Origin of the sequence: Yinghuangia sp. YIM S10712 (assembly GCF_051388935.1) — a bacterium.
Classification (GTDB): domain Bacteria; phylum Actinomycetota; class Actinomycetes; order Streptomycetales; family Streptomycetaceae; genus Yinghuangia.
Genome location: NZ_JBPKBI010000016.1, coordinates 117,148 through 132,716, shown reverse-complemented (window position 1 = coordinate 132,716; position 15,569 = coordinate 117,148). Strand labels below are relative to the sequence as shown.

At 70.3% G+C, this 15,569-nt stretch carries 19 protein-coding genes; 9 read left to right on the top strand and 10 right to left on the bottom strand.

All coding sequences use genetic code 11. The features are described from left to right. The first annotated feature begins 69 nt into the window (after nt 1–69). Together ACRX5W_RS26320 and ACRX5W_RS26315 are read left to right on the top strand one after the other, a co-directional pair. Entirely contained in the window at nt 70–2,418 is a 2,349-nt protein-coding gene (locus tag ACRX5W_RS26320) for a glycoside hydrolase family 3 N-terminal domain-containing protein (protein ID WP_436790799.1), read from the top strand. Between the two features lie 225 nt (nt 2,419–2,643). Beyond that, nucleotides 2,644–2,964 (top strand): DUF6355 family natural product biosynthesis protein, encoded by a 321-nt coding sequence (locus tag ACRX5W_RS26315; protein WP_436790798.1) that lies wholly within the window; start codon nt 2,644–2,646, stop codon nt 2,962–2,964. Nucleotides 2,965–3,169: 205 nt separating this feature from the next. On the opposite strand, the gene ACRX5W_RS26310 is transcribed toward ACRX5W_RS26315, so the two are convergent. The 4 genes from ACRX5W_RS26310 to ACRX5W_RS26295 form a co-directional block, all read right to left on the bottom strand. Further along, entirely contained in the window at nt 3,170–3,583 is a 414-nt protein-coding gene (locus tag ACRX5W_RS26310; protein WP_436790797.1) for a VOC family protein, read from the bottom strand. A gap of 171 nt (nt 3,584–3,754) precedes the next feature. Further along, entirely contained in the window at nt 3,755–4,744 is a 990-nt protein-coding gene (locus ACRX5W_RS26305; protein ID WP_436790796.1) for an NAD(P)-dependent alcohol dehydrogenase, read from the bottom strand. A 171-nt stretch (nt 4,745–4,915) separates the two neighbouring features. Beyond that, the gene (locus ACRX5W_RS26300; RefSeq protein WP_436790795.1) at nt 4,916–5,620 is read right to left on the bottom strand and encodes a TetR/AcrR family transcriptional regulator C-terminal domain-containing protein; all 705 of its coding nucleotides are present in this window, start codon (nt 5,618–5,620) and stop codon (nt 4,916–4,918) included. A gap of 109 nt (nt 5,621–5,729) precedes the next feature. Beyond that, nucleotides 5,730–5,930 (bottom strand): hypothetical protein, encoded by a 201-nt coding sequence (locus tag ACRX5W_RS26295; RefSeq protein WP_436790794.1) that lies wholly within the window; start codon nt 5,928–5,930, stop codon nt 5,730–5,732. 101 nt (nt 5,931–6,031) lie between these two features. On the opposite strand from ACRX5W_RS26295, the gene ACRX5W_RS26290 reads away from it, so the two are divergent. The 3 genes from ACRX5W_RS26290 (at nt 6,032) to ACRX5W_RS26280 (ending at nt 7,577) form a co-directional block, all read left to right on the top strand. Next, the gene (locus ACRX5W_RS26290) at nt 6,032–6,577 is read left to right on the top strand and encodes a hypothetical protein (protein ID WP_436790793.1); all 546 of its coding nucleotides are present in this window, start codon (nt 6,032–6,034) and stop codon (nt 6,575–6,577) included. An 89-nt stretch (nt 6,578–6,666) separates the two neighbouring features. Continuing rightward, nucleotides 6,667–7,332 (top strand): SMI1/KNR4 family protein, encoded by a 666-nt coding sequence (locus ACRX5W_RS26285; protein ID WP_436790792.1) that lies wholly within the window; start codon nt 6,667–6,669, stop codon nt 7,330–7,332. A gap of 41 nt (nt 7,333–7,373) precedes the next feature. Next, nucleotides 7,374–7,577, top strand: coding sequence for a hypothetical protein (locus ACRX5W_RS26280; protein ID WP_436790791.1), 204 nt, complete (start codon nt 7,374–7,376; stop codon nt 7,575–7,577). 36 nt (nt 7,578–7,613) lie between these two features. On the opposite strand, the gene ACRX5W_RS26275 is transcribed toward ACRX5W_RS26280, so the two are convergent. Next, nucleotides 7,614–8,111, bottom strand: coding sequence for a hypothetical protein (locus ACRX5W_RS26275; protein WP_436790790.1), 498 nt, complete (start codon nt 8,109–8,111; stop codon nt 7,614–7,616). Nucleotides 8,112–8,215: 104 nt separating this feature from the next. Between ACRX5W_RS26275 and ACRX5W_RS26270 the strand changes: the two genes are divergently transcribed. Continuing rightward, nucleotides 8,216–8,842, top strand: coding sequence for a hypothetical protein (locus ACRX5W_RS26270; protein ID WP_436790789.1), 627 nt, complete (start codon nt 8,216–8,218; stop codon nt 8,840–8,842). Here the strand turns inward: ACRX5W_RS26270 and ACRX5W_RS26265 are convergent. Both ACRX5W_RS26265 and ACRX5W_RS26260 read right to left on the bottom strand, forming a co-directional pair. After that, nucleotides 8,761–9,168 (bottom strand): peptidase inhibitor family I36 protein, encoded by a 408-nt coding sequence (locus tag ACRX5W_RS26265; protein ID WP_436790788.1) that lies wholly within the window; start codon nt 9,166–9,168, stop codon nt 8,761–8,763. The genes ACRX5W_RS26270 and ACRX5W_RS26265 overlap by 82 nt on opposite strands. Nucleotides 9,169–9,279: 111 nt before the next feature. Beyond that, complete coding sequence (locus ACRX5W_RS26260) at nt 9,280–10,083, bottom strand: endonuclease/exonuclease/phosphatase family protein (RefSeq protein ID WP_436790787.1); 804 nt, start codon at nt 10,081–10,083, stop codon at nt 9,280–9,282. Nucleotides 10,084–10,350: 267 nt separating this feature from the next. Here ACRX5W_RS26260 and ACRX5W_RS26255 point away from each other — a divergent pair, with 267 nt between their 5' ends. Then, nucleotides 10,351–10,572, top strand: a complete 222-nt coding sequence (locus ACRX5W_RS26255; protein ID WP_436790786.1) for an EF-hand domain-containing protein — start codon at nt 10,351–10,353, stop codon at nt 10,570–10,572. Nucleotides 10,573–10,650: 78 nt separating this feature from the next. Here the strand turns inward: ACRX5W_RS26255 and ACRX5W_RS26250 are convergent, their stop codons facing one another. Then, entirely contained in the window at nt 10,651–11,775 is a 1,125-nt protein-coding gene (locus ACRX5W_RS26250; protein WP_436790785.1) for an amidohydrolase family protein, read from the bottom strand. Between the two features lie 72 nt (nt 11,776–11,847). On the opposite strand from ACRX5W_RS26250, the gene ACRX5W_RS26245 reads away from it, so the two are divergent. Then, nucleotides 11,848–12,297, top strand: coding sequence for a MarR family winged helix-turn-helix transcriptional regulator (locus ACRX5W_RS26245; protein WP_436790784.1), 450 nt, complete (start codon nt 11,848–11,850; stop codon nt 12,295–12,297). Nucleotides 12,298–12,429: 132 nt separating this feature from the next. On the opposite strand, the gene ACRX5W_RS26240 is transcribed toward ACRX5W_RS26245, so the two are convergent. After that, nucleotides 12,430–12,630 (bottom strand): hypothetical protein, encoded by a 201-nt coding sequence (locus ACRX5W_RS26240; protein ID WP_436790783.1) that lies wholly within the window; start codon nt 12,628–12,630, stop codon nt 12,430–12,432. Between the two features lie 259 nt (nt 12,631–12,889). Continuing rightward, nucleotides 12,890–13,738: an SAM-dependent methyltransferase gene (locus tag ACRX5W_RS26235; protein ID WP_436790782.1), complete on the bottom strand. Its 849-nt coding sequence runs from the start codon at nt 13,736–13,738 to the stop codon at nt 12,890–12,892. Nucleotides 13,739–14,103: 365 nt separating this feature from the next. On the opposite strand from ACRX5W_RS26235, the gene ACRX5W_RS26230 reads away from it, so the two are divergent. After that, nucleotides 14,104–15,327 carry a PP2C family protein-serine/threonine phosphatase gene (locus ACRX5W_RS26230; RefSeq protein WP_436790826.1) on the top strand — a complete coding sequence of 408 codons (1,224 nt, stop codon included), beginning with the start codon at nt 14,104–14,106 and terminating at the stop codon, nt 15,325–15,327. Nucleotides 15,328–15,569: the final 242 nt, after the last annotated feature.

Genomic DNA, 15,569 nt, shown 5'->3' with positions numbered 1-15,569 from the left:
TGTGTGAATCCGCCCTCGCCGCTTGGGCGTAGCGGAGAGAGCGGCGATGGTCGTCGCGGAAGGGGCTTCATGGTCACCGCCGAGGCTGTCGCGGGTCTTGTCGCACGACTCACCCTCGAACAGAAGGTGGCGCAGCTCGGCGGGCTGTCTCTGCCCAGCCTGGTCGCGTTCGATCCGAAGACGGGGCCCGGTCTCGATACCGGCCGGGTCGCCGAGCTGTGCCCGCACGGCATCGGCCATCTGTCACTGGCCTGGTTCCTCGGCCAGGACGCCGACAGTCTCCGGGACGCGCTGGCGCGTGTGCAGGAAGCGGTGCGTGCGGCTTCGCCGTTCGGGATCGGCGGGCTGGTGCACTTCGAGGGGATCAACGGCTTTCTCCACGCCGCCGGCGAACAGTTCCCCACCGCGTGGGCGCAGGCGGCGACGTGGGAGCCCGATCTGGTCCGGCGGGCATCCTCGGTCACGGCCGCGCACATGCGCGACCTCGGTGTGCAGCTTCTTTTCTCCCCGGTGATGGACCTCAGCCGCGATCCGCGTTGGGGGCGGACGCACGAGACGTACGGCGAGGACCCGGAACTGGCGGCGCAGTTCGCTGTGGCGTTCGTCCGAGGCGTCCAGGGTGTCCGGGGAGACGGGCAGGACGCCGAACTCCTCGCCACCGGAAAGCACTTCCTGGGCTTCGGCGCCTCGGAAGGCGGTCTCAACATGGCGGCGACGCAGCTCGGGCGCCGCACGCTGACCGACGAGTACGCCGAGCCGTTCCGCCGGGCGATCGCCGAGGCGGGCCTGTCGGTGGTCATGAACTCCTACAACGACATCGACGGCGTTCCGGCGGCGGCCAACCGCTGGTTGCTCACCGATCTGCTGCGCGGCGAACTCGGCTTCACCGGCATGGTCGTCAGCGACTACGAGTCCGTCGACATGCTGCGCACCCGCTATCGCACGGCGGCCACTGCTGCGGCTGCGGCCGTACAGGCGGTTTCGGCGGGACTGGACGCCGAGCTCCCGCAAGCGCGGAATTACCCGAGCCTGGTCGAGGAGGTGGCCTCGGGGCGCCTCGACGAGCGCGTCGTCGACGAGGCCGTCGCCCGCGTACTCACCGTCAAGGCCCGCACGGGTCTGATCCCGGCGTTCCACACCCCCTCCCGCGGTCGTCCCTCGCCGCCGGATCGTGCCGCGGCGGCGGAGATCCGCACGGCGGTCGCTGACCGGGCCGTGGTGCTCTTGTCCAACGACGGGACCCTGCCCTTGGCGCCGGGAGGCAGTCGGATCGTCGTGGTGGGCCCGGCCGCCGACGAACTGCGCATCCATTTCGGCGCGTACACGTCGGTGGCGGCGGCCGAGATGCCCGCGGCGATCCAGGCGGTACGCCGCGGCGACATCCCGGGCATCGACCCGGCCGCCTTCGACGCCAGTGCGATCACGACCACCCCCCTGCCCGGCCTCCGGCAGCGCTTCGAGGAGATGGCCCGCGCGCTCCACCCCGACGCACACACGGTGGTGACGGCTTTGCGGGAGGTGGACCCGAAGGTCGAGTGCGTGCCGCTCGGTTCGTTCGACCCGCAGCCCGAGACGGCTCTGGACGCGGCGGCCGTCGAGGCGGCCGTGGCCGGTGCCGACGTGGTGGTGGCCGTCGTCGGCGAGCGCACGGGCCGGGTCGGCGCCAACACCGCGGGCGAAGGCCGCTCCAGCGCGTCTCCGACGCTGCCCGGCGACCAGGACGAACTGCTGGGGCTGCTGGCCGCGACCGGCAAGCCCGTGGTGACCGTGGTGGTTTCCGGGCGTCCGCTGCTGCTGGAGCATGCGGCCCGGTCGTCCGCGGCGATGCTTCTCGCGCCGCTGCTCGGCGAGGCCGCCGGCACCGCGATCGCGTCCGCACTGTTCGGTCGGACCAACCCCGGCGGCAAACTCCCCGGGACGTTTCCCCGTCATCTGGGCCAGATCCCGGCATACCACGGCCACCGCCACGGCAGCGGGTACGACCACCCCACCGGCGACACGTACGCCTACGTCGACTTGCCGGACCCGAGTCCGTTGTTCCCCTTCGGCCACGGGCTCTCGTACACGACATTCGACGTGGCCCTCAGCGGCGGCGCGGAGGTACGCGACGGTGTCCTGAGGGCCGCGGTCACGGTCTCCAACACCGGTGCGGTGGACGGCGAGACGGTCGTGCAGCTCTACGCCCGCCAAGAGTTCGCGAGCGTCGTGCGGCCGGTGCGCCAACTCGTCCAGTTCCGGCGCGTTGCCCTGGCGGCCGGGCAGGCGCGGGACATCGTCCTGGAGGCCCCGGTCGAGCGCCTGTGCCACACTCTGCCCGACGGCCGCCGCGGGCTGGAGCCGGGCGAGGTGACGCTGATGGCCGGGCTGAGCAGCGACGACATCCGCTGTACGGCGACGGTTTCCGTCCCGGGTGTCTGACCCGGTCCGTGCCGCAGGAAGTCACCCGGACGGCTTAATCCGGACGGAGGACGCGCGAGGTCGGCCGGGAACGAGGAGCGCCTTCCGACTGCATAGTTGTCTGTACGCCGAATCTCGGCGCCACGCAGGAGGAACCGAGCGTGATGGCGCGGAAGCATTGAGTCATCGGATGAAGGTGGCATCGGGCCACCGGTACAGCGTCCGGACTCGATTCGAGGAGTGCGCATGAACACCAACGCCACCCGCCGCCCCCGCGCCGCCCGTCGTCTGCGGTCCGCCGCCGTGCTGACCGCCGCCGCGCTTGCCGCGTCGGTGGCCGGCATCGTCTCCACCGCCGGCACCGCGAACGCCGCCCCGGAGGCGTGCGGTTACTACGAGCACGCCGACACCGGCTACTTCAGCAACTGCTCCAGCGAGGACGTCACCGTCGAGATCGACGACTGGGGCTTCAACTCGTACACCTGCGTCCCCGCCAAGTCGGTCAAGAACCTGGGCAGCGCCTGGGACATCGACGACGCGTGGGTCTACCACGTGGGCTGCAACTGATCTCGGACAAGCCCACGGTCACGACGTCGCCGCCGAGCCCGCGTCACGCACAACATGACGACGGGACTCGGCGGCGGCGGCCGGGACAACATGTGATGCCCCCGACCGTCCCCAGGTCGGGGGCATCACGCTGCTTTCGCGCCGCGAACTCCGTGGTGTCACGTCTGCGGCGTCGGGGCAGGTGCCCGCCAGGCCTCGGTGGCGGCTACTCCGCGTACGGCTGGTCTTCGCCTTGGGCGCTGTAGCCGAGGCTCCAGATGTAACCGTCGGGGTCGGCGAAGGATGCGCCGTACCCGCCCCACGGCAGGGCGCCGGCGGGTTTGAGGATCGTGGCGCCGGCCTTCTCGGCCTCCGCGATGATCTCGTCGACGCGGGCCTCGCTGCGGACCACGTACGTCAGCACGAGACCGCTGAACCCGCTGCCCTCCGGGCTCGTGCCCACTTGACCGGCCAGGCCCTCGCGGCCGTAGAAGCCGACGGGTGAACCGCCGTCGGGCGCGAAGAAGACCGAGACCCCGTAATCGTGCTGGATCGTCCAGCCGAGGCCCTCCGTGTAGAACTTCTTGGACCGCTCCATGTCGCGGACGCCGAGAAGGATCGAGCTCACATGCGCTTTCATGCCGTTTCCCCTTGCCGTGTCGATGATCAGGCACATGCGAGTCACGCTAGGGCGGCGGCGGGGAGGGGTGCTTCTTCGTTTCTGCTCAAGCTCGGGCGGGCGCCTGTCTTTCCCCTCGGGCACATCCGAGCCGACCGGCGCCTGCCTTCCGCCTGACTTCGGGCGGCGGAGTCAGACTGTGATGACGACCTTGCCCCTGGCATGGTGTCCGAGCATGTGGGCGACCGCGCTCGCGGCGTCGTCGAGGGCGTAGGTTGCGCCGATGAACACCTTGACGTCGCCGGATTCGAGGAGCGTGGCGAGCGCCGTCAGGTGCTCGCGGTCGACCGAGATCGGAACGGACCGCACATCGGTCGAACCCCGGCCCATCACGGTCGCCCGTGCGACCCTCGGCAGGGCGCCGAACCAACCTCCGGAGACACCGATGCTGTTGGGGATCAGCGTCCCGGTGGGGGTGAGTGCTCGGGCTGTCGCTTTGGGCGGGTGGTTGAGGACGTTGTCGAGGATGACGTCGTAGCGCCTCTCGCCGAGGGTGAAGTCCTCCTCGGTGTAGTCGACGGCATGGTCCGCGCCGAGGGATCTGACCAGTTCGACGTTCCGGGGCCCGCACACGCCGGTGACTTCCGCGCCGAGAGCCTTGGCGACCTGCACCGCGAGCGTTCCGACGCCGCCCGACGCACCGTTGACGAGGACCTTCGTCCCCGGGCCGACTCCGGCAACGTCGCGCATGGCCGACAACGCGGTCAGGCCCGACATGACCGATGCCGCGGCGGCCTCGAAGCCGAGACCGGCGGGCTTTCGGATGAGCCGGGACGCCGGGACGGCCGCGTACTCCGCGAAAGCGCCGCTTGTGGTCAGGGTGTTGTCCCAAAGCGACCCGAAAACCTCGTCGCCGATGTCGAGGTCGGTCACGTTTTCGCCGAGGGCTTCGACGGTCCCCGCGACATCGGTCCCTCGCACGGGTGTCGACGGCCCCCGCAGCCCGGCCTTGAGCCGAAGTACGTAGGGGACTCCGGCCACGGTGATCCAGTCCGGGGTGTTCACGCTGGTCGCCCGTACGCGGACCAGGACGTCGTCGTCACCGACCCGAGGCCGGGCCACTTCGGCGACTCGGAGCACGCGCTCGGGCGGACCGTAGGCGTCCTGGACGACTGCCGTCATCGTGCCTTCGGGGCCTACCACCGCAGCGCCTGACCGACGGCGGTCAAGGGATCGAACATGAGACTCCTTCGCCCGATTTTCGGGACTTACGGCGTAAGTTTTACAGCGTAAGGTAGCTCGGGTGCCGCAGGGATGACAAGACTTACGCGGTAAGGGAAAAGTCGGGACCGGTCAGGCCGCCGTACGAATCCTCTCCAGGCCGTCGAGGATCAGGTCCAAGCCGAACTCGAACTCGAACCGGTCGTCACACCAGCCCAACGTGGAGTCCGGGTCGTCATGCGCGACCTCCGCCACCATCCCCACCAGATAGGGGAGTTCGTCGGCCATCCGGGCGAGCACGTCGTCGTTTTCCGCGTCGTCGCCGTCAGTGGCCTTCGGCTCGAACAGCTCCTGGGTGAAGCCCAGGACCCGGCTTCCCAGGGCATGCAGCGCGTGATGCGCCAGGTCGTAGCTGAAGCCCCCGGCGCGAAACTCCCCGACCACGGCGTTGATGTACCGCACGACGCCCGGGCGCGTGGTGGTGCGCGTCTCGAAGACACCGGGAGCCCACGGGTGGCGGAGCAGGACCTCGCGTGCGGCGAGGATCCTCATGCGCATCGCGGTCTTCCAGTCGTCCTCGGCCGGGGGCGCGCCGGTGCTCTGCACGGCCGCGTCGATCTCGCCCATGACGACATCGATGAGGCCGTCGAGGATCGCCTCCTTGTTGTCCACGTGGTGGTACAACGACATCGCCTCCACGCCGAGCGCTTCCGCGAGATTGCGCATCGTGAGCGATTTGATCCCGCCCGCGTCGGCGACGCCCACGGCCGTGCGGAGAACCCGCTCCCTGCTCAACGGAACCTGCGCCTCGGCTCCTGATTCCGTACGTGTAGCCACCGTGAATTCTCCCGCCCACGCAACACTGCCGTACACGGTAAGTCTGGATCACGCACGGAGTTGCGCAGAACGCGAGGTGTCAGTTCGGACTCCTGCCGGCCGCAGGTGGTCAATCGTCGCAGCGGATGCGGACGACATGGTCGACTGTCAGGTTCTTGTCGAAGGCAATGAGCGCCGCCGCTGCGGCAAGCGTGCGGCGGACATGAATGGCAAGACGCCCGGCGGGTGTCGTGTCCGACGGGGCCACCTCGAACGACACAGGCGGCCCGTAGCTCACCGTGCCCGCCGTTCGGTTGTGCCCATGAGCCACGAAGTCAAGTCTGGTCGCTCCCCTCCCCGTTGGGGCCGCACCCCACAAACCGGCAGGAACACCCGTGCGACGGCGGGCTGGAGTATGCCACGGTGGTCGGCATGACCCTCTACGGCAACTCCGTTCGGTATGAAACCGCACCAGACGCCGGGTGGGTGTTCGCGGCCTGCCAGGCCACTGCCGAACCGGGCCGGGAGCACGCCGTCAACCGGAAGGCAGCCCTCTGCGGCATCCCGCGCGACCAAGTCACGGTCTACCGGCACCACTTCGATGGCCGCAAACCGAACGCCTGCGCGGACTGCCGCGCGGCGGCCTCCGATGCCCCCGATCCGACCCGTGTCCGGCACCGGTTGCGCGTCGGGATCGAGACGGCCGCGCCCGGCCGGCTGCTGGACGCCCTTGACTTCGGGCTCAGACAGGGAGCGGAGGTTCGGATGTGGACGGGGCCGGCCTATCGGATCGTGCACGAACACGCCGACACCGTCCGGCTCGCCGACTGCCGCGCCTACGCGGAAGACCTCGCACTGCGCGGTGGCACGCTCACTCTGGCCAAAGTCAACTATCTCGGACGGGAGTTCGTGGTGTTCCTGCCCATGGACGGTCCCCCGTCGATCACCTACACGCCGCGCGCCGCGCGTGGTCTGTGACGGGGGCGCGGCGACCGGCTGTTCGAAGCCGGTCAGGCCGGCCTCGGTGGGCCTGCGGCAGGCGGGTCGGTAGCGGCACACTGGTGGCCATGGCTGAGAGCACCGCCGCCGCGGTAACCGCGTCCTGGTCCCGTATCGACACGTGGTTGGCCGCGCACGCGCCCGCGAGCCTGGCCCGGCTGCCGGGAGGGGCGGAGCCCGCGGCGCTTGCCGCGGTCGAGAAAGTGTTGGGCATCCCACTGCCCGAAGACCTCGCCGCCTCGCTGCGCTGCCACGACGGCGTCGATCCTCAGTCGCGGGTGCTGCCGCAGATGGTGTTGCTGTCGGCGCAAGGGATCATCGAGCAGGTGGAGCTGCGCCGCCAGGTCATGGCGGAGTATCTGGAGGACGACGAGCCGTTCGCGGACGAGGAGGAGGACCCCTACTGGCATCCGTTGTGGGTGCCCGTGGCCCACTTCCAAGGGGACCTCGACGTCATCGACATGCGCCCGGGACCGGGTCGGGGCCGCCTGGGGTGGGCATCGCACGACGGCAGCAGCGGCTTCGCCGGCGACCACTCGCTGGGCGCGTTCCTGCAAGGGGTCGCCGACACGCTGATGCAGGGCGGCGGGCCGACGGTGGACCCGCGTGCGTGGGACGACCCGCTCGTCAGCCCGGACGGCGAGCTCGTCTGGGGCCGGCCACCGCTTCCGGGTCGCCGCGTGACGCCGGAGGAGGCGGGGTACCGGCCGGCGCCGGTAGGTCTGCCCGGCTAGCAGCGTGTCCGAGTCGGACACCGCCGAAGTCGCCTGGCACCTTGGCAAGTTGCCCTGACACCGGGGCAGACTGCCGCCGACGGGCGACCGCCGGCCATGCCCTCGACGAGATCGACAAGGCTCGGACGATCCGCGCCGCCATCGAACGAGGTCACCGCGACCGTCTCGGGCAACCGGCCTACGAGGCCTTCAAAACCGTCCTCCGGCACATCGCCCGCGATCAACGCACCTGGCGCGAGACCTGAATCTGCGGCTACCGGATTTCCGCGCCCACCGGGCCGTCAATGCGGCGTCGTCGTCTTGCCCGGGTCGGCCGCCGGGTCGGCGATCCGCCGCAGGGCGATGTCCCGGCCGGGGACGACCGCCGCGGAGGGGCCCGGCTCGTAACCATACGCACGGGCTGTCCGCAAGACCTCGTCCAAGGGCAGGGCGCGGTACTTGTGCACGCGCAGCACGAAGACCCGTCCGTTTCGCTTCACCCAGCGGGTGCCGCCGCCCTGCCAGTGCTCGAACATGCGCTGTAGGCGGGCCCGGTAGAACGCGGCGTCCCCTTCGTGCCGCAGTTCGGGCACCGTGACGAACCAGCGCGGCCACATCGGGATGGCGTTCAGGCACGCGTCCGCCGTTTTGTCCCAGGCCCGTTCCACCCCCGGTATCCACGACAGCAGTTCGGCGAAGAGTGTGAACGCGAGAAAGACCGCGAAGCACACGGCCACGAAGGCGGCATGGACCGGGAAGTACACCACCGTCGCCACAAGCCGCAGCAGCAGAACAGACATGGATCGCGCCGCGGGCGGCGCCGTGGCAGCGGTGCCGTAAGGGATCTGAGGCTGTGTGATCACCGCAGCGAGACTAGGGGACACGCAAAAGCCCGGAATCACCCATGCCGTCGCTCGCGCGCTTTGGCCGACGCGCCGCGCGCTTCTTGGACACCACGACGTTGATCGTCGACCCGCGCGACTACGTGTACGCCGTCGTACGCAAGACCACGTCGCCGCCCGCTCCCGGTGTTGTCGGATGGGTCGGGGTGAGCCTGGGCGTACGGCTCAAGGGTGACCCGACGCTGTACCGCTCCGACAACGGCCACGCCGACTGGTCGCTGAGCCGCGACTACCCGGCCGCGACGACGATCCGCCTGCCCGCCGGAACGCGGGCGGCCGACATCGCGGAGATCGTCGCCGTCCGGACGGTCTTCGACGCCGATACCGGCTCGTCGGTCACCGCGAACGGCGTCAATCCCGTGGTCCCGGTGCCTGCCGATGCCGCACTCCTCGACCGCGTCGTCGTCGTGTCCGGCCGCGATCCCGCGTGGCAGACGCGTTGCCGGAGCCGTCGTGCCCGTGAGGGTTCGCGTTGCGTTCGAGGCCGGGCGCGTGCCGTGCCCGGCCTCGAACTCGCCCTGATTCGCCGCTGGTTGGCTCGGGTGGGTCAGCCGTCTTCGCCGGGGGGCGTGCCGCAGCTCAGGCCTCCCGGGCCGTCGAACTGCACCGAGCTGAAGAAGTCCCGGTAGGTGGGGAAGAAGTTGCCCTTTCCGGTGGGGCCGGCGGAGGTGACCGCCGTACAGCCTGTGTAGTTCGCTTCCGACCAGAGGCGGATGGTCGACGCGGTCCGGTTCCAGTCGGATTTTGCACGGTCGTTCATTCCGAGCGCCGCGAGGTCCGGCGTGTCGGTTGTCAGCGCGATCATGTCACCGGTGCCGTCGAGGCCCGAGAACATGCAGTAGTGGCCGGTGGGGCACCGGTCGTACCCGTCGGCCGCGTGGGCCGCGGGGATCGGCAGCGTGGCGGCGGCCATGACAGCCGATGCCGCGAAGAGGGCACGTACGGTTTTCCTCATGTGTTTCCGCTCCTTGGCCCGGACGTCGTACTCGGGTTGGTGCCTGCCCGGCCGCTCGCGCGGGCACGCGGAGTTCACCCGGACGTGGACGGCGGAACGGTCGTACGCCGCCTACCCGTGGAGGTCGAGGACCAGCGCCCGGTGGTCGGAGACCTCGGGTGCGGCCGCGATCTCGAACTTGGCGACGGCGTCGGGGTCGGAGACAAGCAGATAGCTCGCGTGCCGCACCGGTTTGGGGTAGCGGGAGGTACGGGTGTCGGCGTCCCGGACGAGGTCGGTCAGTCCGACTGCGGCGAGCGTCTCGAAGGTCCGGCTGTCGGGGAGCAGGTTGAAGTCGCCGCACACCACGGTCAGGTCGCCGTCCTCGCGCGCATCGGTGACCAGGCCCGCAAGCCGCTCGGCCTGCGCGTGCCGGGCGGGGGTGTCGACCTTCCCGTTCGCGTCCCGCAGGCCGTGGAGGTTGACGACGGTGACGAACCGGCGTGCCCGGCGGTCGAAGACGCGCACCGCCAGGGCGACGCGGGGCCGGTCGTCCGCGGGCCATGCGTCGTGGTACTCGGTGTATTCGCCGTGGATGAACGCCGTGTGCGTTCCGACGAGGGCGAGTGTCTCGTCGGCAAACGTCGCGAGCCCGAAGTCCTCCTGGTGCCAACGTTCTTCCTGGTCCTGGACCGGTCCGGCGTCGCCGGTGGCGAAGAGCCCGTGGTGCCGGGGAAGCCGCGAGCGGACATCGGCGAGGAGGTTGGCTCGCTGAGGCAGCGATCGCTCGGGGTCGTCGAATCGCGTCCAGCCGCCGACGCCCGGGGTGTGGGTCACCTCTTGGAGGCACAGGATGTCGGCGTCGCATGTGTCGATCCAGCGTGCGAGTTCGTCGAACATCGCGCCGCCCCAGGCGTTGAGAGAGATGATCCGCACGACGATGAACGTACCCGGGCCGGCTGCGGCGTGGGGACCCGGGTCCGGCCTGGTTCAGCCGCCCGCCGCTGCGGGCGACCCGGCGGCTGCGACGGGGAACCGGCTCCCCACCGGTCGAATCGTGCGTCGGCGGGGACGCCGTTCGCCGGGGCCTCCTGCGTGTGGCCGGCGGTCGGCGGGGCAGCCGTGGAGGCGGCCGATGCGCGCGGCCTCCGGCCCGCGTCGCGCGGTCCCGCGATTCCGCCGCACAGTGAGGAGCAACCGGCGATGACGACCCACGACGACCGCGTCCGATATTTCGAGGTCTTCCAACGGCACGACGTCGACAATGACGGATTCCTCAATGCGAAGGAGTTGATGGCGGCGCTGCGCGACGTCGGGCGCGAAGCGGAAGCCGCCGGTGCCGAGCAGTTGCTGCGCAGCTACGACGCGGACGGCTCCGGTTCGATCGGCTTCGAGGAGTTCCTGGCGTTGGTGAACAAGGTTTGACCGTGTATGACGGGTCCGCAGGCGGTCTCGGGGGGTTGCGTGTCCGGCGCCGCATTGGACGCCGTCGCAAAGGGCCTGCTATCGCAGGCGGCCCGCGAGCCGGGCTGCGATCCGGGGGAACAAGGCCAGGCTGTTGTCGCGGTTGATGCGGCGGCGGAGACGGAGGTCCAGGCTCGGGTCCCCGTCGAAGGCTCGTCGGTAGTCGGCGACCACTTCCGGCGGGTTGGCGTTCCAATCGGTGCCGAAATGGATGCGTCGGGGGTCGGCGACGGTCAACAGGCTCGGTGTGGCGTGCGGCGACGCCGGGAGCGCGGTGTCGTAATGGAAGCGCCTGAGCGCGGGCAGGACCTTTGCCGGGTCGATGCCTTCGTCGTTGGCGAAGCGCCCCGCGATGTACGGGATGAACCCCCCAGCGTGGGACAGGATGACCGACACGTTCGGGAACCGGTCGAGCGTGTCCGCCGCGATCATGCGGATCGCCGCGCGGGTGGTGTCGAGGGGGAAGTCCGCGATGTCACCAGGGACACCGGGCGCCGCTCCGCCCGGGATGTCGAGGGGGTGTGTGAAGATCACGGCCTTGCGGCGGTCCAGTTCGGCGAAGACCGGGTCGAAGGCCGGGTCGCCGAGATAGCGCTCCCCCGCGTGGGTCATCATCAGCACGCCGTCGGCGCCGAGTTCGTCGAACGCGTAGGTGAGTTCGGCCAGGGCGAGGTCGACGTACGGCAACGGCAGGTAGGCGAAGAAGCCAAACCTGGACGGTTTCTCGGCAGCCAGCGCGGCGAGGGATTCGTTGCACGCGCGGGCACCCGCCCGAGCCTGCCCCTTGCTGCGGAAGACGTCGAACGGCACGGGTGTCGACGCGACTCCGACGGCGATGCCGTTGGCCTCCAGCACGTCTTCCGTCGTCCGCGGGTCCCATCGAGCCCACAACGGCCACGTGTCGCGCTCCGGGGGAAGGATTTGTTCGCGCACGAGCCAGTCGGCCAGGTCGGAGGGGACGGCGTGGTGGTGGACGTCGATCCGTTGCCCGGAAGCGTCGCCCCCGCCACGGTCCTCGGTCTCCGCCTGAGCCTGCCCGGCAGGCGCGGCTTGTGCGTCTCCTGCGGCGGCGCTCAGTCCCGCTGCCGAAGCGGCCGCGGTCACCAGGAGCCTTCGGCGTGACAACGACGCTCGGTGTGCGGTGGGTGTGCGGTCGAGGTCCATGACTGCCGCTCCTATCGGCCGGAATAAGAATGTCTCAAGTGAGACTATAGCAGCCGTCCCTATAATGCGACGGTGAAGCAGGAAGACACCCGCCCGGAGCCGACGCCCGGCCCGACGGTCGCGGACGACGAGGCACTGGGGCGGCTTTTGGCCTCGGCCCACTTCCGGTGCCGCTCTTTGTTCGACGAGGTGTTGCGACAGTCCGGGCTCGAATCCCGGCATTTCAGCGTGCTGTTGGCGCTGCGGCGCCTGGGGCCGGCGAGTCAGCGCCGCCTCATCGACAGCCTCGGCGTCGAGAAGTCGGCGATGGTCCGCATCCTGGACGAGCTTGAGCGCCAAGGCCTGGCCGAGCGCCGACCGGATCCGCGCGACCGCCGTGCGCACGCCGTACACCTGACCGACGGCGGACGTGAGCGCCTCGCCGATGCCGAGGAACTCGCCGCGGGTGCCCAGCCGTTCGGCGCGCTCACCGCCTCGGAACGACGCCAACTGGCAACCCTGCTCGGCCGATTGGCCGGGTGAACCGGGCCCGACGGCTCGGCGGTTGCTCGGGGGACGACACAGACTCGGCCGAGGCGATGATCCACCCCGCCTCGGCGGCGTTCCGACGGTGTTCGGCGAATCAGGAGGTCGACGTCGCTGCGGGACGGCGGCTCACGGGGTGGCCGCGTCGAAGGCGTACGTGAGCGGGTTGCCGACCCCGCGGCGGTAGACGTACAGCGCCTGCACCTGGACGTCCACCGAGTCGTCGACTTGGCACGGGTAGACGACCTGGATGACCGGCGGACGATCCGCGACGCGTACGGTCAGCCCGTCGGCAGGGCCTCCGGCGAGCACGGTCGACTCCCACTCCATGTCTGCCTCCGATCGTCGCTGATCCGGGTCGCCGACATGAATCTACTCATATGTAGAAGGCCGAACTGCACGGGGTCCTGTCATCGACTGCCTCGCACAAGCCTCACTCCCCCGACTCGGCGATGTAGTCGGCGAGGAGGGCGAAGAGCGGTGTCCGATCTGGCTGTTCGAGACCGACGTCGTCAACTCGACGCCGCGACGCACGACTTCACCGTGCTTCCGGAGGTCCGGAAGCCGGCCGCCTCCTTGGCCTCTCGCCTCAGAGTTTGCGCGCCAGAAGCCCGTACGCGGGAACGTGCACCGGGTCCGGCGCCGGGGCGTCGGCGTCGGGGAGCCACTGCGACAGGATCTGCACACCCGGCTCCACGATCTCCCAGCCGTCCGGGACGAGATCCGCCACTTCGGCACGCGTCAGCGCCTGGGTGTTGATGCCCGTCTGCCGGTACGTGTCGACGAGGCGTCCCACGCCGGCCGGGTCGTTGTCGGCGGTCAGGTGTGAGAGCCCCAGATAGCTGCCCGACGGCAGGCGGTCGGTGAGCTGGGCCAGGGTCTCCGCGGGCTTGTCCGGAACGAAGGGCAGGACGGCGATCAGGAGCATCGCCAGCGGCCGGTCCAGGTCGAGTGTCGAGGTGAGCTTGGGGTGGCCGAGGATCGACTCCGGGTCGCGCACGTCCGCGTCGATGTACGCGGTCGCGCCGGCCGGATTACTGGTCAACAGCGCGCGGGCGTGGGCGAGGACAATCGGGTCGTTGTCGACGTAGACCACCCGGGAGGCGGGGATGATCGCCTGCGCCGCGTCGTGGGTGTTGCGGCCTTCGATCGGTATGCCGGTGCCGATGTCGAGGAACTGGTCCACTCCCATGCCGGCAAGGCGACGGACCAGCCGCAGCAGGAACGCGCGGTTCGCCTGCGCACCGACCTTCAGGTGGGGGAACGCCTCAAGCGCCTGCTCGGCCCCGGCGCGGTCGGCGGGGAAGTTCGTCTTGCCGCCCAGGTAGTAGTCGTACATGCGGGCGGAGTGCGCCCGGGACACGTCGATCTCCGGCGGCGTCCAGCCCTCGACGATCGCATTCTGGTCGGGCGTACGGTCGAATGCGGAGCCTGCCATCGTGTACCTCGTTTCCGGATCCGCATCGCCGGCTCGGCGTCCCGCAACGCGCCGCCCGGTGGATCACTCATCGCACATGTTAGCGGCGAACACCCCTGTCTCAGCGGGTGTTTCCCACGTGTTGATCTTCAAGCGGGCGGCCGGCAGCCGCACTTGGCGATCGACAGGAGCGAACGAGGGCTGTCGGCCCGCGACTGTGCACAGCGGTCGTCGCTCCCCCGCTCAGTGATGCGCCACGGTTTCAACCGACCCGCGACCCGTCCCGCCCGGCACGTGCGGGCGGCATCCGCGCGACGACGGCCCGCCGTCACCGCGCCGCCCGGCGGTGATGGAGCGATGGTGGTACAGGGAGGAGGGATGGGGTGATGGACAGCATGGCGCTGCGGCTGGTGCAGGCCGGCCGCACCAGCGATCTGGAGGAGGTTCCGCGGCTGATCGCGGACGCCGGTCGGGCGGTGGGTCTGGACGACGTGCGGATCTACATCGTCGACCTGCGCCAGCGGGTGCTGCGCGAACTCACCGGCGCGGGGCCGAACGCCGGAGAGGGCGGCACAGACCTGCCCGTGGACGGCAGCCTCCCCGGGCGGGCGTTCCAACTCACCGCCTCCCTTTCGACGGCCGAGGCGGGCGGGCGGCTGTGGGTGCCCATCCTGGACGGCACCGAGCGCCTGGGCGTACTGCGCGCCGACGCGCGGGGCCCAGCCGCGGACGAGCGGATCCAGACGGCCGAAGACCTGGCGTCGCTGGCGGCAGTGCTGCTGGTCAGCAAGCGCTCGCATAGCGATTCGTACGCACGGCTGCGCCGTACCGCCCCGATGACCACCGCGGCCGAATTGCAGTGGAACCTGATCCCGCCGCTGAGTTTCGCCAATTCCCGTGTGGTGGTGTCCGCGGCGATGGAGCCGGCGCACGACGTGGGGGGCGACGCCTTCGACTACGCCGTCGCCGCCGACCGGTTGCACTTGGCGGTCTTCGACGCCATGGGGCACGACAGCTTCGCGGGCTTGACGGCGAACCTCGCGGTGGCGGCGTGCCGCAACCAGCGCCGCAACGGCGCCGACCTGCCGACCACCGCGGCCGGCGCCGAACGGGTCCTCGTCGAACACTTCGGCGACAGCCGGTACGTCACCGCCGTCCTGGCCGAGCTGAACATGGCCACCGGCCTGCTGGCATGGACCAACCACGGGCACCCGCCGCCGATGCTGATCCGGGGCGGACGGTGGACCACCACGCTGCACTGCCCGCCCTCCCATCCCCTGGGCACGGCCCTGGGGCTTCCCGTGCAGGTCTGCCATGAACAACTGGAGCCCGGTGACCGGCTTTTGCTCTATAGCGACGGTGTGACCGACGCCGTCGACCGCGCCGGCCGCAGATTCGGCCTCGACCAGTTCGCCGCGTTCATCGCTCGCAGACACGCCGATGAGCTGCCGGTGCCGGAGACTCTGCGACGCCTGATCGCCACGATCATCGAGCACCACGACGGCACCCTCACCGACGACGCCACGATCTTGTTCACCGAGTGGAACGGCCCCGCCCGCAACATCCACCTCCGGCCCCAAGAGGGCCGGCATCAGCCCGCCGACGGCTGAGGCCCGACGTCGCGGCCACCGTGACATGGCGTTCCCGGGGTCGGCGCGACGCACGAGAGGCCGGTCTCGTCGACGAGTCCACGGATGGGTCCGCGACGGCGAACCCGGCCTCGCGTGCCGGTCGAAGCGGCGCCTGCCCAGGGCAGGGAGGCCCCTGACGCGTCCCGTGGGGCGGGCGCGCCATGGAGGCCGTGACCGCCGGGGAGCGCAGCAAGCATCGGCCTCCCGCATGAGGACATTGC

What these genes read in the sequence shown, in the direction of transcription:
- ACRX5W_RS26320 (WP_436790799.1), top strand. Translation starts at nt 70, where the DNA reads ATGGTCACCGCCGAGGCTGTCGCGGGTCTTGTCGCACGACTCACCCTC.
- ACRX5W_RS26315 (WP_436790798.1), top strand. Translation starts at nt 2,644, where the DNA reads ATGAACACCAACGCCACCCGCCGCCCCCGCGCCGCCCGTCGTCTGCGG.
- ACRX5W_RS26310 (WP_436790797.1), bottom strand. Translation starts at nt 3,583, where the DNA reads ATGAAAGCGCATGTGAGCTCGATCCTTCTCGGCGTCCGCGACATGGAG.
- ACRX5W_RS26305 (WP_436790796.1), bottom strand. Translation starts at nt 4,744, where the DNA reads ATGACGGCAGTCGTCCAGGACGCCTACGGTCCGCCCGAGCGCGTGCTC.
- ACRX5W_RS26290 (WP_436790793.1), top strand. Translation starts at nt 6,032, where the DNA reads ATGACCCTCTACGGCAACTCCGTTCGGTATGAAACCGCACCAGACGCC.
- ACRX5W_RS26285 (WP_436790792.1), top strand. Translation starts at nt 6,667, where the DNA reads ATGGCTGAGAGCACCGCCGCCGCGGTAACCGCGTCCTGGTCCCGTATC.
- ACRX5W_RS26275 (WP_436790790.1), bottom strand. Translation starts at nt 8,111, where the DNA reads ATGTCTGTTCTGCTGCTGCGGCTTGTGGCGACGGTGGTGTACTTCCCG.
- ACRX5W_RS26270 (WP_436790789.1), top strand. Translation starts at nt 8,216, where the DNA reads ATGCCGTCGCTCGCGCGCTTTGGCCGACGCGCCGCGCGCTTCTTGGAC.
- ACRX5W_RS26265 (WP_436790788.1), bottom strand. Translation starts at nt 9,168, where the DNA reads ATGAGGAAAACCGTACGTGCCCTCTTCGCGGCATCGGCTGTCATGGCC.
- ACRX5W_RS26255 (WP_436790786.1), top strand. Translation starts at nt 10,351, where the DNA reads ATGACGACCCACGACGACCGCGTCCGATATTTCGAGGTCTTCCAACGG.
- ACRX5W_RS26250 (WP_436790785.1), bottom strand. Translation starts at nt 11,775, where the DNA reads ATGGACCTCGACCGCACACCCACCGCACACCGAGCGTCGTTGTCACGC.
- ACRX5W_RS26240 (WP_436790783.1), bottom strand. Translation starts at nt 12,630, where the DNA reads ATGGAGTGGGAGTCGACCGTGCTCGCCGGAGGCCCTGCCGACGGGCTG.
- ACRX5W_RS26235 (WP_436790782.1), bottom strand. Translation starts at nt 13,738, where the DNA reads ATGGCAGGCTCCGCATTCGACCGTACGCCCGACCAGAATGCGATCGTC.
- ACRX5W_RS26230 (WP_436790826.1), top strand. Translation starts at nt 14,104, where the DNA reads ATGGACAGCATGGCGCTGCGGCTGGTGCAGGCCGGCCGCACCAGCGAT.